Annotated in this window: 18 protein-coding genes and 1 tRNA gene; all 19 read left to right on the forward strand. The window is 49.6% G+C overall.

What is annotated here, in order from left to right; translation table 11 throughout:
* Positions 1–144 precede the first annotated feature (144 nt).
* The 19 genes from spoIVA to aroH all read left to right on the forward strand — a co-directional run bounded on the left by spoIVA (position 145) and on the right by aroH (position 14382).
* Entirely contained in the window at positions 145–1623 is a 1479-nt protein-coding gene (gene spoIVA / locus JNE38_RS12705) for a stage IV sporulation protein A (protein ID WP_203357535.1), read from the forward strand.
* Between the two features lie 237 nt (positions 1624–1860).
* Entirely contained in the window at positions 1861–2133 is a 273-nt protein-coding gene (locus JNE38_RS12710; RefSeq protein WP_005831316.1) for an HU family DNA-binding protein, read from the forward strand.
* A gap of 201 nt (positions 2134–2334) precedes the next feature.
* Positions 2335–2898 carry a GTP cyclohydrolase I FolE gene (gene folE / locus JNE38_RS12715; protein ID WP_203356879.1) on the forward strand — a complete coding sequence of 188 codons (564 nt, stop codon included), beginning with the start codon at positions 2335–2337 and terminating at the stop codon, positions 2896–2898.
* Positions 2899–2965: 67 nt separating this feature from the next.
* A tRNA-Pro gene (locus tag JNE38_RS12720) sits at positions 2966–3042 on the forward strand.
* A 141-nt stretch (positions 3043–3183) separates the two neighbouring features.
* Positions 3184–3882 carry a lytic transglycosylase domain-containing protein gene (locus JNE38_RS12725; RefSeq protein ID WP_203356880.1) on the forward strand — a complete coding sequence of 233 codons (699 nt, stop codon included), beginning with the start codon at positions 3184–3186 and terminating at the stop codon, positions 3880–3882.
* A 41-nt stretch (positions 3883–3923) separates the two neighbouring features.
* Positions 3924–4154, forward strand: a complete 231-nt coding sequence (gene mtrB, locus JNE38_RS12730) for a trp RNA-binding attenuation protein MtrB (protein WP_092272128.1) — start codon at positions 3924–3926, stop codon at positions 4152–4154.
* Positions 4155–4221: 67 nt separating this feature from the next.
* Entirely contained in the window at positions 4222–4743 is a 522-nt protein-coding gene (locus JNE38_RS12735; protein ID WP_238933634.1) for a hypothetical protein, read from the forward strand.
* Between the two features lie 119 nt (positions 4744–4862).
* Positions 4863–5699, forward strand: a complete 837-nt coding sequence (locus tag JNE38_RS12740) for a heptaprenyl diphosphate synthase component 1 (RefSeq protein ID WP_203356882.1) — start codon at positions 4863–4865, stop codon at positions 5697–5699.
* Positions 5700–5704: 5 nt separating this feature from the next.
* Positions 5705–6424, forward strand: a complete 720-nt coding sequence (locus JNE38_RS12745; RefSeq protein ID WP_275296704.1) for a demethylmenaquinone methyltransferase — start codon at positions 5705–5707, stop codon at positions 6422–6424.
* A gap of 96 nt (positions 6425–6520) precedes the next feature.
* Positions 6521–7390 carry a UbiA-like polyprenyltransferase gene (locus tag JNE38_RS12750; RefSeq protein ID WP_203356883.1) on the forward strand — a complete coding sequence of 290 codons (870 nt, stop codon included), beginning with the start codon at positions 6521–6523 and terminating at the stop codon, positions 7388–7390.
* Positions 7387–7983: a UbiX family flavin prenyltransferase gene (locus tag JNE38_RS12755; protein WP_203356884.1), complete on the forward strand. Its 597-nt coding sequence runs from the start codon at positions 7387–7389 to the stop codon at positions 7981–7983. The genes JNE38_RS12750 and JNE38_RS12755 overlap by 4 nt, the downstream gene beginning before the upstream one ends.
* Positions 7984–7988: 5 nt before the next feature.
* A complete protein-coding gene (locus tag JNE38_RS12760; RefSeq protein WP_203356885.1) occupies positions 7989–8852 on the forward strand; it encodes a menaquinone biosynthetic enzyme MqnA/MqnD family protein in 864 nt (287 codons plus the stop codon).
* A gap of 9 nt (positions 8853–8861) precedes the next feature.
* The gene (locus JNE38_RS12765) at positions 8862–9827 is read left to right on the forward strand and encodes a polyprenyl synthetase family protein (RefSeq protein ID WP_203356886.1); all 966 of its coding nucleotides are present in this window, start codon (positions 8862–8864) and stop codon (positions 9825–9827) included.
* A 104-nt stretch (positions 9828–9931) separates the two neighbouring features.
* A complete protein-coding gene (gene ndk, locus JNE38_RS12770; RefSeq protein ID WP_055743593.1) occupies positions 9932–10375 on the forward strand; it encodes a nucleoside-diphosphate kinase in 444 nt (147 codons plus the stop codon).
* 134 nt (positions 10376–10509) lie between these two features.
* Complete coding sequence (locus JNE38_RS12775) at positions 10510–11283, forward strand: CheR family methyltransferase (RefSeq protein ID WP_203356887.1); 774 nt, start codon at positions 10510–10512, stop codon at positions 11281–11283.
* An 80-nt stretch (positions 11284–11363) separates the two neighbouring features.
* Positions 11364–11513 (forward strand): hypothetical protein, encoded by a 150-nt coding sequence (locus JNE38_RS12780; protein ID WP_203357829.1) that lies wholly within the window; start codon positions 11364–11366, stop codon positions 11511–11513.
* Positions 11514–11744: 231 nt separating this feature from the next.
* A complete protein-coding gene (gene aroC / locus JNE38_RS12785; protein ID WP_203356888.1) occupies positions 11745–12905 on the forward strand; it encodes a chorismate synthase in 1161 nt (386 codons plus the stop codon).
* Positions 12905–14008: a 3-dehydroquinate synthase gene (aroB, locus tag JNE38_RS12790; protein ID WP_203356889.1), complete on the forward strand. Its 1104-nt coding sequence runs from the start codon at positions 12905–12907 to the stop codon at positions 14006–14008. Before aroC ends, aroB begins: the two co-directional genes overlap by 1 nt.
* Positions 14008–14382, forward strand: coding sequence for a chorismate mutase (gene aroH / locus JNE38_RS12795; protein ID WP_203356890.1), 375 nt, complete (start codon positions 14008–14010; stop codon positions 14380–14382). Before aroB ends, aroH begins: the two co-directional genes overlap by 1 nt.
* Positions 14383–14648: the final 266 nt, after the last annotated feature.

The raw sequence follows: 14648 nt of genomic DNA on the forward strand, positions 1-14648 counted from the left end.
TTTGTTCTAGTTATCCCAAAAATACATATATTTGTACTGTCCACAAAACTAGTACGAGATTCCCGGGAAAATACTGGCGGTCAGGGATAATTCGGAAAAACGGTCATAGTGTAAAAATAGACAAATAGAAGGAGGTCATCGATGGTGGAACGAGTCGACATCTTTAAAGACATTGCCGAACGGACGGGCGGAGATATCTACCTGGGAGTGGTAGGGCCTGTACGTACGGGAAAATCGACCTTTATCAAGCGGTTTATGGAGCAGGTCGTCATCCCGAATATTCAATCAGAAGCAGAGCGAATCCGTGCCACGGATGAATTGCCGCAAAGTGCTTCTGGCCGAACGATCATGACGACAGAGCCAAAATTTGTTCCTAACCAGGCCGTCAATGTACATGTAACCGAAGGGCTCAGCATCAACGTCCGCCTCGTTGACTGCGTTGGCTATACGGTTCAGGGTGCAAAAGGATTTGAGGATGACAATGGACCACGGATGGTGAACACCCCATGGTATGAGGAGCCGGTCCCATTCGAGGAAGCTGCGGAAGTCGGGACGCGCAAAGTCATTCAGGAGCACTCTACCATCGGGATCGTGGTCACGACGGACGGCAGTATCGCGGAAATACCGCGAGTGGGATACATCGATGCCGAGGAGCGAGTGGTGAGCGAACTCAAGGAAGTAGGGAAGCCATTCGTCATCGTAGTCAACTCCACGAGACCGCGTTCAGATGAAGCGCAAAACCTGCGTGTGCAACTGCAAGAAAAATACGATGTTCCTGTCGTAGCTCTCTCCGTGGATCACATGTCGGAACAAGAAATCCTGCTTCTCATGAGAGAAGTGCTGTTTGAGTTCCCGGTCCATGAAGTAAACGTAAATCTGCCTAGCTGGGTCATGGTGCTGGAGAATGGGCACTGGCTGCGTCAGAACTATGAAGAAGCCGTACGTGAAACCGTGCAGGATATCCGCCGGTTACGCGACGTGGACCGTGTCGTCGGCTTTTTCAATGACTATGACTTCGTAGAGCGTGCCTCGCTCGCAGGAATGCACATGGGCCAAGGTATTGCAGAGATCGATCTCTACGCTCCAGATGAGTTGTATGATCGCATCCTGATGGAGATCGTAGGAGTCGAAATAAACGGCAAGGATCACTTGCTGAAAATCATGCAGGAGTTCTCTCATGCCAAACGGGAGTATGATCAAGTAGCGGAAGCTCTGCACATGGTGCGGAGTACAGGCTACGGGATAGCGGCTCCGTCGTTGCATGAGATGACCTTGGACGAACCTGAACTGATTCGCCAGGGCCCTCGCTTTGGTGTAAGACTGAAAGCAACAGCGCCGTCCATCCACATGATCCGCGTGGATGTCGAATCTGAATTTGCCCCAATCATCGGAACCGAAAAACAGAGCGAAGAGCTTGTCCGTTACTTGATGCAGGATTTCGACAAGGATCCGCTCTCCATCTGGAACTCGGATATCTTCGGACGCTCGCTCCACTCCATCGTACGCGAAGGAATCCAGGCGAAAATCACGATGATGCCGGACAATGCCCGCTACAAATTGCAGGAAACATTGGGACGAATTATCAATGAAGGCTCGGGCGGACTGATTGCGATCATACTTTAAGAATCAGGAGTAAAGTCCTATAAAACAAAAGGGGAGCGAAGGCATCCGACATGACGGGATGCCTTTTTTTCTTGTATTTCGCTTTATTTCGACAGGAAGGGCTTGAATTTAAGAAATCGGTGTATTACTATAAGCTTGTCAGAACGGTAAAAACAACCAATACGTGTATAAAACCATTCGTTTCGGTTAAGAAAAATAGTAATAGGGACTTGTGTTCTTTGAGGGGAGGTGAACAAAATGAACAAAACAGAACTGATTGCAAAAGTGGCTGAAACCACAGAACTCACCAAGAAAGATGCTACCAAAGCAGTTGATGCAGTCCTCGACGCTATCGCTGACGCATTGAAAACAGGTGACAAAGTCCAACTGATCGGCTTTGGTAACTTCGAAGTTCGTGAGCGTGCGGCTCGTAAAGGTCGTAACCCTCAAACTGGAGAAGAGATCGAAATCGCTTCCAGCAAAGTACCTGCGTTTAAACCAGGTAAACAACTCAAAGATTCCATCAAGTAATCGTCACATTCGTGATCGAATCACTTACATAAAAAAATCCACATTTTAGATGTGGATTTTTTTCTGCCTATAAAGACTTTACATACAATAGAGTGTCAGATGTTTTTGTTTTTTTTCATGCAATATGATAAGATGGGCTTGTTTGTCTCAGATCTCATCATCAAAGTGAAGAGAAGAGTCCCTAAGTAGGAGGTACCGAAAATGAACGTCGATTTAGATAAAATACAACAGGCCGTGCGAATGATCCTGGAGGCAGTCGGTGAAAATCCTGACCGTGAAGGATTGCTGGATACCCCTAAACGAGTTGCAAAAATGTACGCCGAAGTATTCGAAGGCATGCACATAAACGAAGAAGTTTATTTTGAAACCGTATTTAGTGAAGATCATGAGGAAATGGTCCTCGTCAAAGATATTCCATTCTACTCCATGTGTGAGCACCATCTCGTGCCATTCTTTGGAAAAGCCCATGTGGCCTATGTGCCAAGGGGAGGCCGTGTAGTCGGCTTGAGCAAACTGGCTCGTGCTGTGGATACGGTGGCCCGCCGTCCGCAATTGCAAGAAAGAATCACGTCGACTGTAGCAGATGCCATCGTTCGCAAGCTGGACCCTCATGGTGTTGTGGTGGTCGTAGAGGCTGAGCACATGTGCATGACCATGCGCGGAGTGAAGAAGCCAGGCTCCAAAACCGTTACCTCCGCCGTACGCGGCATGTTCGAGAAAGATGCGGCGGCAAGAGCCGAGGTTTTCAGTCTGATCCGTCCGTAATCGGGATGAAAAAAACGGAAATACTATTGACGCTACAGGTAAATTATTGTATAGTCTAGATGTACGTCGGGATGTGGCGCAGCCCGGTAGCGCGCACCCTTGGGGTGGGTGAGGTCCAGGGTTCGAATCCCTGCATTCCGACCATCTGCATCTTAAAGTCAGGAGCCTGAATGTATCAGGCTCCTTTTTTTGTGTCTTCAATATGATTCCATTTTCGCTATTGGCTTCCTGTTCTTTCTTTTCTATAATAAGGGAGAGACAAGCGAGGAAAGGTTGTTAGTAGCCATGAATGTACCCGTATCGCTTCAGCCATATCTGAACCAGCTAACCACTTCTTATGGTGCCAGTACGGCTCAGGCTGCTCTTCCTGCCGTGGATGAAGGAATGTTTTCTGACGTGCTGCAAGCCGAGCTGGCAGCAGGTCAACGAGTGATTTCTGCCGAAGAAATTATCGCTGAGCTGGACGGATCCCCGGAGTGGCATTTTCCACAGCAAAGCGTTGACCGGCATCTGGATGATTCGAATGTGACAAACGGTTCGACGAGTGGACGAGCTGCGCATTCTACCACCGAGGTTCTTGAAAAAATCGATCGCATGGCAAGATCCATCGGCGTCGATAAAAATCTCGTGCGAGAAGTGGTTCGAGCAGAGTCCAATTTTAATCCCAACGCAGTATCTCGTGCGGGGGCAAAGGGCTTGATGCAGCTGATGGATCCTACCGCCCGGGCGATGAACGTACGAAATGCCTACAATCCGGATGAGAATCTGGCAGGCGGCACCAAGTACCTGAAAAGCTTGCTCGACCGCTATGACGGCAATGTAAAAGTAGCTCTCGCCGCGTACAATGCAGGACCTGGACGGATAAGCCGCCTGGGCATTGACAGCGACACGGAGCTAGAGGAAAGATACGACCAACTGCCACAAGAAACACAGCGCTATGTGGAAAAAATCATGAACAGATTGCAATCTGACCGGACATCATAGTAGTCAATGACACATAACGCATTGGCAAGGAGGAATAGCAATTGTCTCAACCAACGGTTTTCAATCAGGACTATTTCGTAGTAAAGGCAAAAGAGAACGGCGTCCATGTGATCGGTCTTACCAGAGGCTCCGATACCCGCTTTCATCATACGGAGAAGCTCGATAAAGGCGAAGTCATGATCTTTCAATTCACCGAGCACACTTCAGCGATTAAGGTGCGGGGAAAAGCAGTGATCTACTCCCAGCATGGGACGATCGATACGACCGAATAGGGAGTACCTTTTGCGCAAAAGCAGGCATAGCCTGCTTTTTTTGTTTGTACAATGGTGGAGAGGAGGGATGTCTGTGCCACGTAGACTGTTTGCCGCCATCGCCGTTTCTGCCTTTTTAGCCCTGATGCTGTCACTTGTCCCGAATGCAGGCTGGAATCAAACGGATGTTCCAACGTTTCAAGCTTCCCGCCCCATCCACTTGAGCGAGCAAAATGCGCTGGATTTGTTTACAACCGTGGAGACACATTATAATATTAAGCGTATAAAATGGGAGAACTCGTCGGTATATGTCGATCTGGCGGTGAAACCGAAAGAAACAGTGGAGCTTACTCGCGTTTATCGTGATTTTTACAGCTTGACACACGAGCTGTTTACCAATACCGATAATGTCAAACAAGTATACTTCCGCATGCTGGAGGAGACGGATGAGCCGAGAGAGCAAAGACTGCTGGTTGCGATCGATTCGAGTCGTGCGAAAGAGTCGGCCGTAAGCAAACCGATCGCGGATCTTCAGGATGTGGACCGTTATGTAAAAGGTTCGTTCCCGGTACGAATCGATCCGTATTTTTATGAGAGAATTAGTCCCTGATGATAGAAGTATGGTATGATAGTAAGGACGGCCATTTGACCGGGCAATACAGATAGACCGACAGTGTGCGGAAAACATCAGACATCATCAGGTTGTGCACAGCTTGTGGAGGAGGACGCATGAGCAAAGAACATACCCCCTATGTAGAAGAAGTTCGACTGATCATCGAGCAGATCTACAAGAGAAGCACCCACGCGTATGTAGAATATTACGTAGACGTTCCTTCCATGGCGGAAAATCGCCTGGCACTCTTGTACCTCTTTTTGAAGGAACAAGGGATGACCACGGAACGTTCTGTAACACTCTGCACGGCAACGGGACTTGTCCAATTGGGTTTGGACATTCATGAATACGTAAAGAACGACTATGAACGGACACTGGCAGCAGAGCGGAATCGACAATTGACCGTGCTGGCGGGGGATTATTACAGTGCCCGCTATTACGCTCTCCTGGCAGAAGCCAGTGAAATTCAAGCGATCCAAGTACTGTCTGCAGCGGTACAGCGCGTAAATGAAGCGAAGATGAGGCTGTACCTGGCAGGAAAAGATGCAAGGCTCCCATCCGCAGAAGAGTATTGGGACCTGCGCAATACGATCGACACGGGTCTGTACGTAGCTGTTGTGGAAGCGTACGCAGATTCGGAAGAGCAGCGGCGTTTTTGGACCAACCTGATGAAAGAGACGGCGAAGGTAGAGAGCGTCATCGGGGAATGGGAGCAGCTGAAATGGCAAGAACAAGTTCCATTTGGTTTTGCCCGTTTTTTGCTGCAAAAACCTGGGACTACGCTCGCGCAGGTGATGTCAGGCATTGAGTTAAAAGCGATGGAAATGATCGGATTGTGCGAGCAGATGGTCCGTACGCTGCACCCGGTAGAGACGCGAAACATGCTCGCAACGATGACAGCCCGTTATTCCCATCGGATTAACCGCCTGAAACGGGTTATTGAGGAGATGTAATCCAAGTGAACCAGACCCAGATGAATGAAAAGGCACAATACGTTCATTCCGTATTCGAGAGCATCGCGGATGAATACGACAAGATGAATAATGTCATCAGCTTTGGCAGCCATGTAGCTTGGCGAAATTACACCATGAAGCAAATGAACATCAAGCCCGGGCAGAAAGCGTTGGATGTGGCATGCGGAACAGCTGATTGGACGATCGCACTCGCTGAGGCAGTCGGAAAAGACGGAAGTGTGGTCGGACTGGATTTCAGCCAAAACATGCTGGATGTAGGGGCGTACAAGGTATCTCAAAAAGGTGTCGGGCATATCGTCGATCTCGTGAATGGCGATGCGATGAAGCTTCCTTACGAGGACAATACCTTTGATTTTGCCACGATTGGTTTTGCTCTGCGAAATGTCCCGGATATTCAAACCGTGCTGAATGAAATGGCTCGCGTGGTAAAGCCGGGAGGGAAGGTCGTGTCACTTGAAGTGTCCAAGCCTCCTTTTATTCCTTATCGCAAGCTCTTTTACTTCTACTTCTATAATATTTTGCCGTTGGTAGCGAAATGGACGGTAAACAAATACGAACAGTATGCATGGCTGCCAAAGTCGCTGACCAATTTCCCGGATAGCCGCGAGCTCGCTCGCATGTTTCAGGAGGCCGGTCTGGATCCTGTGCAAGTCAAACTGTTCATGGGGGGCGTATCTGCCCTGCATATCGGTACCAAACCATAACGTATCATAAGCACCCGCCCAGCATACGATTCTCTCACATCGAAGATCGGGTAGGCTGCTTCTGGTATTTCTTCAGTGGATAGGAAGTGTATTATAATGAGTCTTCGTAAATTGAAAATTATTTTGGAAATGATCAAGTTTGAACATTCCCTTTTTGCATTGCCCTTTGCTTTCATGGGTGCTGTTTTGGGTAATATTGTAATTGAGAAGACTTGGCCTACCTGGATGGAAATCTTTTGGGTCACCGTAGCAATGGTAGGTGCCCGCAGTGCAGCCATGTCATTGAATCGGGTCATTGACCGATATATCGATGCGAAAAACCCGCGGACAGCGAATCGGGCGATTCCAGCAGGATTGATTTCGATTGTGGAAGTCATCTTGTTTATCGTCGTTTCCTTCGCTGTACTTTTCATCGCCGCGTTCCAATTAAATGATCTCGCAGTGAAGCTGCTGCCGCTCGCCGTATTCGTTCTGGTACTGTACTCCTATACCAAACGCTTTACGTGGCTGTGCCACTTCATTCTCGGGGTCGCAATCGGCTTTGGTCCTTTGGGCGGATGGGTAGCAACCACAGGGCAAGTGGATGGAATTGGACTTCTCTTGTTCGCTTCTGTCCTGTTTTGGACGGCAGGGTTTGATATCATTTATGCGTGCCAGGATAGCGAGTTTGATCGAAAGGAAGGCCTGTTCTCCATGCCGAGCCGCTTTGGAGTGGCCAATGCCTTGATGGTCGCACGCGTATGTCACATCCTTACGTTCGTCGGCCTCATGTCTTTGTACGTCGTGGCGGATTTGTCCATCTGGTTCCTGCTTGGCGTACTGATCTCCGGGGCGATATTGATTTATGAGCACACCCTGGTAAAACCGACGGACTTGTCCAAACTGGATGTCGCCTTTTTTAATATGAATGGAATTTTGAGTGTTGTCATGTTTGCGTTTACCATGATCGATCTGGTGATCTCATGAGTGGGCAAAAATGGGCAGTCGGAATTACGGGAGCGAGTGGAGCGATTTATGGCGTTCGGCTGGTGCAGGAGCTGCTTAGAGCCGGGCATATCGTTCATTTGATGATTACGGAGGCAGGCTGGCAGGTCTTTCACGACGAGCTCGATTGGGAGACAGACAACCGTCCTGCATTTCTTCAGGAAAAATTGCAGCAGGATTTACCTGGAGAACTGCACTACTGGGGATTGCGTGATTTTAATTGCCCAGCCGCGAGCGGTTCCTATCGCTGTGACGGCATGATTGTGGTTCCGTGCTCGATGGGGACTGTCTCCGGTATCGCTCACGGGGCTTCCGGCAACCTGTTGGAGCGGGTGGCGGACGTGATGATTAAAGAAGGGCGACGGCTCGTCCTAGTCCCTCGTGAAACGCCGCTCAGTGCCATCCATCTGGAAAATATGCTCAAGCTGAGTCGACTGGGAGTCAAGATCGTGCCAGCGATGCCTGGTTATTATCAAAAGCCGCAAACGATGGACGATCTGATCCATTTTGTTGTAGGAAAAGCTTTGGATGCAATCGATGTACCACACTCGCTGTTTCGGCGTTGGGGGGAATAATTCGCATGCAAAAGCCTTTGCGAATTGGACAGATCCTGTATACGAATGTACTTCCGGTCTATTTTTATTTTGATCAGGAGCGTTTTGAGGACCGTATCGATTTCATCCGCCAGGTTCCGGCCACATTGAATCTGGCCATGTCCCGTGGTGAGATCGATTTGGGACCGATTTCTTCCTTTAGCTATGCAGAGCATGCCTCCCAGTACGTAGCGCTTTCGGATCTGTCCGTCAGCGCCAAGGGGAGAGTAGGCTCCCTTTTCTTATTCAGCAAAAAGCCGATCGAGCAGCTGAACGGGACAAAGATTGCGTTGACCAATACGTCCGCAACCACGGTCAACCTGCTGAAGATCATTCTTCGTAAGTTTTACGATTATGAGATTTCATACGTTACACAGGAGCCCGTTTTAGACAGAATGCTTCTGGATGCTGAAGCGGCTCTGCTGATTGGTGACGATGCGATTTTGGCCATGAGAAAGAAGGGAGACCTCCACGTCTACGATCTGGGAGAGTTGTGGCACAGGTTCACCGGCTATTCCATGACGTTTGCGATCTGGGCTGTGCGCAAGCAAGTTTTGGCCGAGCACAGCGCACTATTGGAAGAGGTGCATGCCTCCTTCCTGACGAGCAAAGAAATGACGAGAAAAAACCCCGGGCCTCTCATCGATTACGTCTCCACGCATTATGGTGGGGACAAGGAAGAATGGACCCGGTACTTTCAAGGCTTGCAGCATGATTTCGGCGACGAGCAGCGGATTGGACTCGAGTATTACTACCGATGCGCCGCGGAGCTGGGACTTCTACCGGCGCCAGCAACCGTCGACATCTGGCAGGCTGGTGGGCGGCAGACCAATACTACGTTGACGAGATAGGTGGAACGGATGAACCTAGTCGATATTTACTTCAAGATGAAAAAGGACGTCCAGTACATTGAAGATGAACTGGAAAAGTCGATTGATACAGACATGCGTGAGCTGAACCAATCCTCCACGCATCTTCTGAAGGCAGGGGGAAAACGGATTCGTCCTGTTTTCGTTCTGCTCGGGGGAAAATGGGGGGAGTATGATGTCAAGCGACTCAAGCATGTGGCAGTTCCACTCGAGCTCATCCATATGGCATCCCTCGTCCATGACGATGTAATCGATGATGCCGATAAGCGCCGCGGCAAGGATACCGTTCGGATGAAATGGGACAACAAAGTGGCGATGTATGCAGGGGATTACATTTTTGCGCGGGCATTGGCAATCGCTGCTGAGCTTCCCATCCCCAAGCTGCATCAGATTCTTTCAAATGCCATGGTAGAGCTGTGCAAGGGTGAAATTGAACAAGTAAAAGACTTGAACAACTGGAATCAAAATTTCCGCACCTATTTGCGACGGATCAAACGCAAGACGGCGCTCTTGATCGCGATTAGCTGCCAGCTTGGGGCAGTGGCGAGCGGAGCGAGCGAAGAACTCATTCGGAAAATGTACTGGTATGGGTACAACGTAGGCATGGCATTCCAGATCACGGATGATATCCTCGACTTCACGGGAACGGAGAAGCAGCTCGGCAAGCCTGCGGGAAGCGATCTTGTCCATGGAAACATCACGCTGCCAGCGCTTTACACCGCCCACTTCGGACGCTCCCGTGACCGTTTCCAGAGCTGGATTCAAGAGCAGACATTCTGGGATCATGTCGATGAGGCGATTCAACTCGTCCGTTCCGATGAAGGGATCGCCTTCTCGCAGAAGCTGGCGGAACGATATATTGCCCGTGCACATGCGATTTTGGCCGATCTGCCGAACAATCAAGCGAAGACTTCTTTGACGGGAATCGCTGATTTTATCGTAGAACGCAAATTTTAATGGTTTTTTAACCGTGTGACTGTTGCTTGACCCCTTTTCTTTTGATAAAATTTTCGTTGGTGTGGGATACACCAATACATAGCTCTAATGGAGGCATACTTACAATGGAAAAAACATTCCTTATGGTAAAACCAGACGGCGTACAACGTAACCTGATCGGGGAAATCGTTTCCCGTTTTGAGAAAAAAGGATATCAACTGGTAGGCGCGAAGCTGATGACCGTTAGCCGCGAACTGGCTGAAGAGCATTATGCAGAACACAAAGAGCGTCCTTTCTTCGGTGAACTGGTAGACTTCATCACTTCCGGTCCGGTATTCGCTATGGTATGGCAAGGTAACAACGTGATCACAACTGCTCGCGCGATGATGGGCAAAACAAACCCAGTAGACGCAGCTTCCGGAACCATCCGCGGCGATTTCGCTACTTCCGTTGGCATGAACATCATCCACGGTTCCGATTCTCCAGAAAGCGCTGAGCGTGAAATCGGTCTCTGGTTCTCCGCTGACGAAGTTCTTTCTTTCGAAAAAACGATCCAACGCTGGATCTAAGAAGCACCCTTCAAAAACCCCGGTTACGGGGTTTTTTTCATTTTTTCGTCATAATCCCCGTAAAAGCAAGATAGGAATTTGACGAAAATTAGCGAATCAAGAAGAGGTCAAGCTGTGAAAGGGAGTAGATTCCAATGGAAGATAAGGACTTTCTTCAATTTATCGCAAACGTAAAAAAAATGACCGGAATTGACCTTGCCCTTTACAAGGAAGCACAAATGAAGCGCAGATTGTCTTCGCTGCGCGTCAAGCGGGGATACTCATCGTTTACTCAATATTTCGAGGCTATTTCGAAGGACAAAGAGCTCTTTTACGAGTTCTTGGATCGAATGACCATAAACGTATCCGAATTTTTCCGCAATCCTGGCAGGTGGGAGGTCCTGGAGAACAAGATCCTGCCTCGTTTAGCGAAGCAATCACCTCGAATCAAATGCTGGAGTGCCGCTTGCTCGACCGGGGAAGAGCCGTACACGCTTTCTCTCATTTTGCTGCGAAAGCGTCTGGAGGCAAGTGTGCTCGCTTCCGATATCGATGAAGGGGCGATCTCCAAAGCCAAGCAGGGGGTCTATACCGACCGTTCCTTGCAGGACTGTCCGAAAGATCTGATCGGCAAGTATTTTACAAAAGATACGCTTAGCTACCGTATTTCCGATGAAGTGAAAAACCGGGTTACGTTTAAAAAACACAACCTGCTCGCCGATACGTTCGACTCGCAGTTTGATCTCATCATTTGCCGAAATGTCATGATTTATTTTACGGAAGAGGCAAAGCATGAGCTGTACCATAAATTCAGCCACGCTCTGAAACCGGGCGGGGTGCTGTTCGTAGGAAGTACGGAGCAAATTTTCCAGCCGCAGCAATATCAGCTGGAGACAGAAGATACTTTCTTTTATCGAAAAATGGGATGATTCCTTGCTATTGGGTATATCTCTGCCCTTTTTTCCCAAGAATAGAAATACCAATGTTCAGTTCTTTCAGGGGGCAGCAGATGGATAAACACAAGGTCATTGAAGCATATCGCCGAGGTCTCATCACACTTCAAGAGTGCGGGCAAATTTTGGGGCAGATAAGACGCAGCTGGATGATCTGCTCCGAGTGGATCACTCCCGCCAACCGCTGGGTTCCAATCCCTTTTTAATCGTTGATCATTTTTGAATCAGCGTCACGACGACATGCAGCGCTTCTCCATGGCGGAGGGGCGTTTTTCCTGTAAATGGCCAGGAAATCAATCCGTTTGTGACTTTAGTATTTCCACGACGTAATAGGTATGATATTATAGCGCTTAAAAGTGATAAAGGACAGCGTCCCGATCTGAGAGAGTATAAGGAACTGGGGATAGTGCTGCCTGGAGGATGGAGGAAGCGAGAACATGCGTTACTTGACAGCAGGAGAATCTCACGGACCGCAGTTGACGGCGATCATTGAAGGTGTACCGAGCAATTTGCCCATTTCCGTTGAGGCCATTAACGAGCAATTGGCACGACGCCAAAAGGGACACGGTCGTGGAAGAAGGATGCAAATTGAAAAGGACCAGGTGAAAATCCTCTCTGGCGTACGCCATGGCTATACGACGGGAGCCCCGATTACACTGGTCGTGGAAAATAAAGATTGGGCGCATTGGCAAGGAATCATGAGTGCGGAGCCAGTAGAAGGGGCAGAGGAAAAACGCCGCGTATCTCGCCCGCGTCCTGGTCATGCGGATCTGAACGGTGCGATCAAATATCATCAACGCGATATGCGAAATATTCTGGAACGTTCCAGTGCACGCGAGACAGCGATCCGTGTAGCAGTGGGGGCTGTCGCTCGTCAGTTGCTCGGAGCGTTCGGGATTCGTCTGGGTGGGCAAGTCCTGCAAATTAACGAAGTGGTGGCAAAGCGTGAAAACGTAACCCTCGATGAACTGATTGCTCGTACGGAAGAGTCACCGGTTCGTTGCTTGGATAAAGAAGCGGAACAACGCATGATGGCTGCTATCGATAAAGCCAAGGAAGACGGGGATTCTCTGGGGGGCATCGTAGAGGTCATCGTGGAAGGAGTACCGATCGGTCTCGGTTCTCATGTCCAATGGGATCGCAAGCTCGACGGACGTTTGGCACAGGCAATCATGAGCATCCAAGCCTTCAAAGGCGTAGAGATCGGCATTGGGTTTGAAGCGGCTGGTCTGGCAGGTTCTCAAGTTCACGATGAAATCGTCTGGAGCGAAGAGTCAGGCTACAGCCGTAAATCCAATCGTGCAGGCGGTCTGGAAGGCGGAATGACGACAGGAATGCCGGTAGTTGTTCGTGGTGTGATGAAGCCGATTCCGACTTTGTACAAGCCGCTGATGAGTGTGGACATCGACTCGAGAGAAGCGTTCTCGGCTAGCATTGAACGCTCTGACAGCTGTGCGGTCCCTGCAGCGAGCGTTGTCGCAGAGGCTGTCGTAGCATGGGAGATCGCAAATGCCATGTGCGAGAAGTTCCCGTCTGATTCGATGGATGACATGCTGGAGAATGTACGCCAATACCGTGAATACACGGAGAAATTCTAATGAAACACGAGACCCTGACTGTAGAATTGGGAGAACGTTCATATCCCATCGTGATTGGGGAAGGTTTGCTGCAGCAAGCACCGAAGCTTCTGCAGCAAGCAGGAGTCTCCTCCAAGAGCCAATTGTTGATAGTGACCGATGAACATGTGGCCAGTCATTACTTGCAGCCGCTGCTGGATGCTTTGGCACAGGCTGGCTACCGAGCATCGGCGAGCGTGATCGCTGCCGGGGAACAATCCAAGAGTCTGGCCGTTTATGAGCGCATCATGACGGAGGCCATCCAGGCAGGGCTGGATCGCAAATCGGCGGTTTTGGCACTGGGTGGCGGCGTTGTCGGAGATTTAGCTGGTTTTGTAGCAGCTACGTATATGCGCGGGATTGATTTTGTCCAGCTTCCTACGACGCTGCTCGCACACGACAGCTCTGTCGGCGGCAAGGTCGCGATCAACCATCCGTTGGGGAAAAATCTGATCGGTGCCTTTCATCAGCCGCGTGTCGTTATTTATGATACGTCTGCACTTCACTCTCTCCCGAAAAGGGAAGTGGCTGCAGGTTTCGCAGAGGTGGTCAAGCACGGCTTGATCTCGGATGAAGCCTTTGTGGATTGGTTGGAGGAACACGCCGACCGTCTATGGGAGCTGGATTCAGAATTGTTGGCAAAAGCCATCCATCGGGGATGTGCTGTCAAAGCAGCAATCGTCTCCGAGGATGAAACCGAGCAAGGAAAACGGGCACTGCTCAACCTCGGACATACTTTTGGACATGCGTTCGAGGCATTGAGCGCTTATTCTGTCTTGAACCACGGGGAGGCAATCTCCATCGGCATGTGCCTCGCTGCAAAGGTAGCGGAGCGAATCGGAATGGCGGATCAGGGAGTATACGAGCGGACAAAGCGTGTGCTGCGTCTCTACCACCTCCCTACGGAGTGGCCAGGGGATCTCACACCTGAGGCTGTCCTGGAAGCGATGAAGCGTGATAAGAAAACGGTTGGCGGCAAGCTCGCTTTGGTATTGCCGCGAGCGATAGGTCAAGTCGAAGTAGTGAAAGACATCGACGAAGAGATCATATTGAAAGTGATGAGAGAAGAAGTGGAGGCAAAGTAATGGGCATGCGTGGAATCAGAGGAGCAATTACAGTGGAGGCGGACACACGAGAAGAAATCGTCTCCTCGACAAAATGGCTGCTGGAAGAAATGGTCAGCCGAAATGACATCATACCAGAAGACATTGCGAGCGTCATCATTACGACGACGGAAGATCTCAATTCGACGTTCCCTGCACAGGCAGCACGTTTGCTTGATGGCGATGGCTGGCAGTACGTTCCCCTCATGTGCGCACGGGAAATTCCGGTACCAGGCGGTTTGCCGCTCTGTGTGCGAGTGATGATGCATGTCAATACAGGCAAAACGGCGAAAGAGATTCAGCACGTTTTCCTGCGGGATGCAGTCAAGCTTCGTCCTGATCTGACAAATCGGTAGTTGACATTATGGGCGCTCTCTTTTACGATAAGTGAAACGAGAGCGCCTCGTTTACCGAGCAGGAATTGATAAGCGATATGCATATGAATTCCAGAGTATTTTTACCGGTCTTAGAGTATTACCGGCTGAGAGCAGAGCAAGTAGAGCAGAGTTGAGATGAGTTAGGTTGAGGAGAGAAGAGCAGGCTGGGTATAGTTGTACGCCCAATCCAGTGCTCGCACTGGTTTTTTTTATGAAAAACCAATTTTTGTTTTTCATAAAATAAG

It is taken from the genome of Brevibacillus choshinensis, from assembly GCF_016811915.1.
In the GTDB taxonomy this organism is placed as follows: domain Bacteria; phylum Bacillota; class Bacilli; order Brevibacillales; family Brevibacillaceae; genus Brevibacillus; species Brevibacillus choshinensis_A.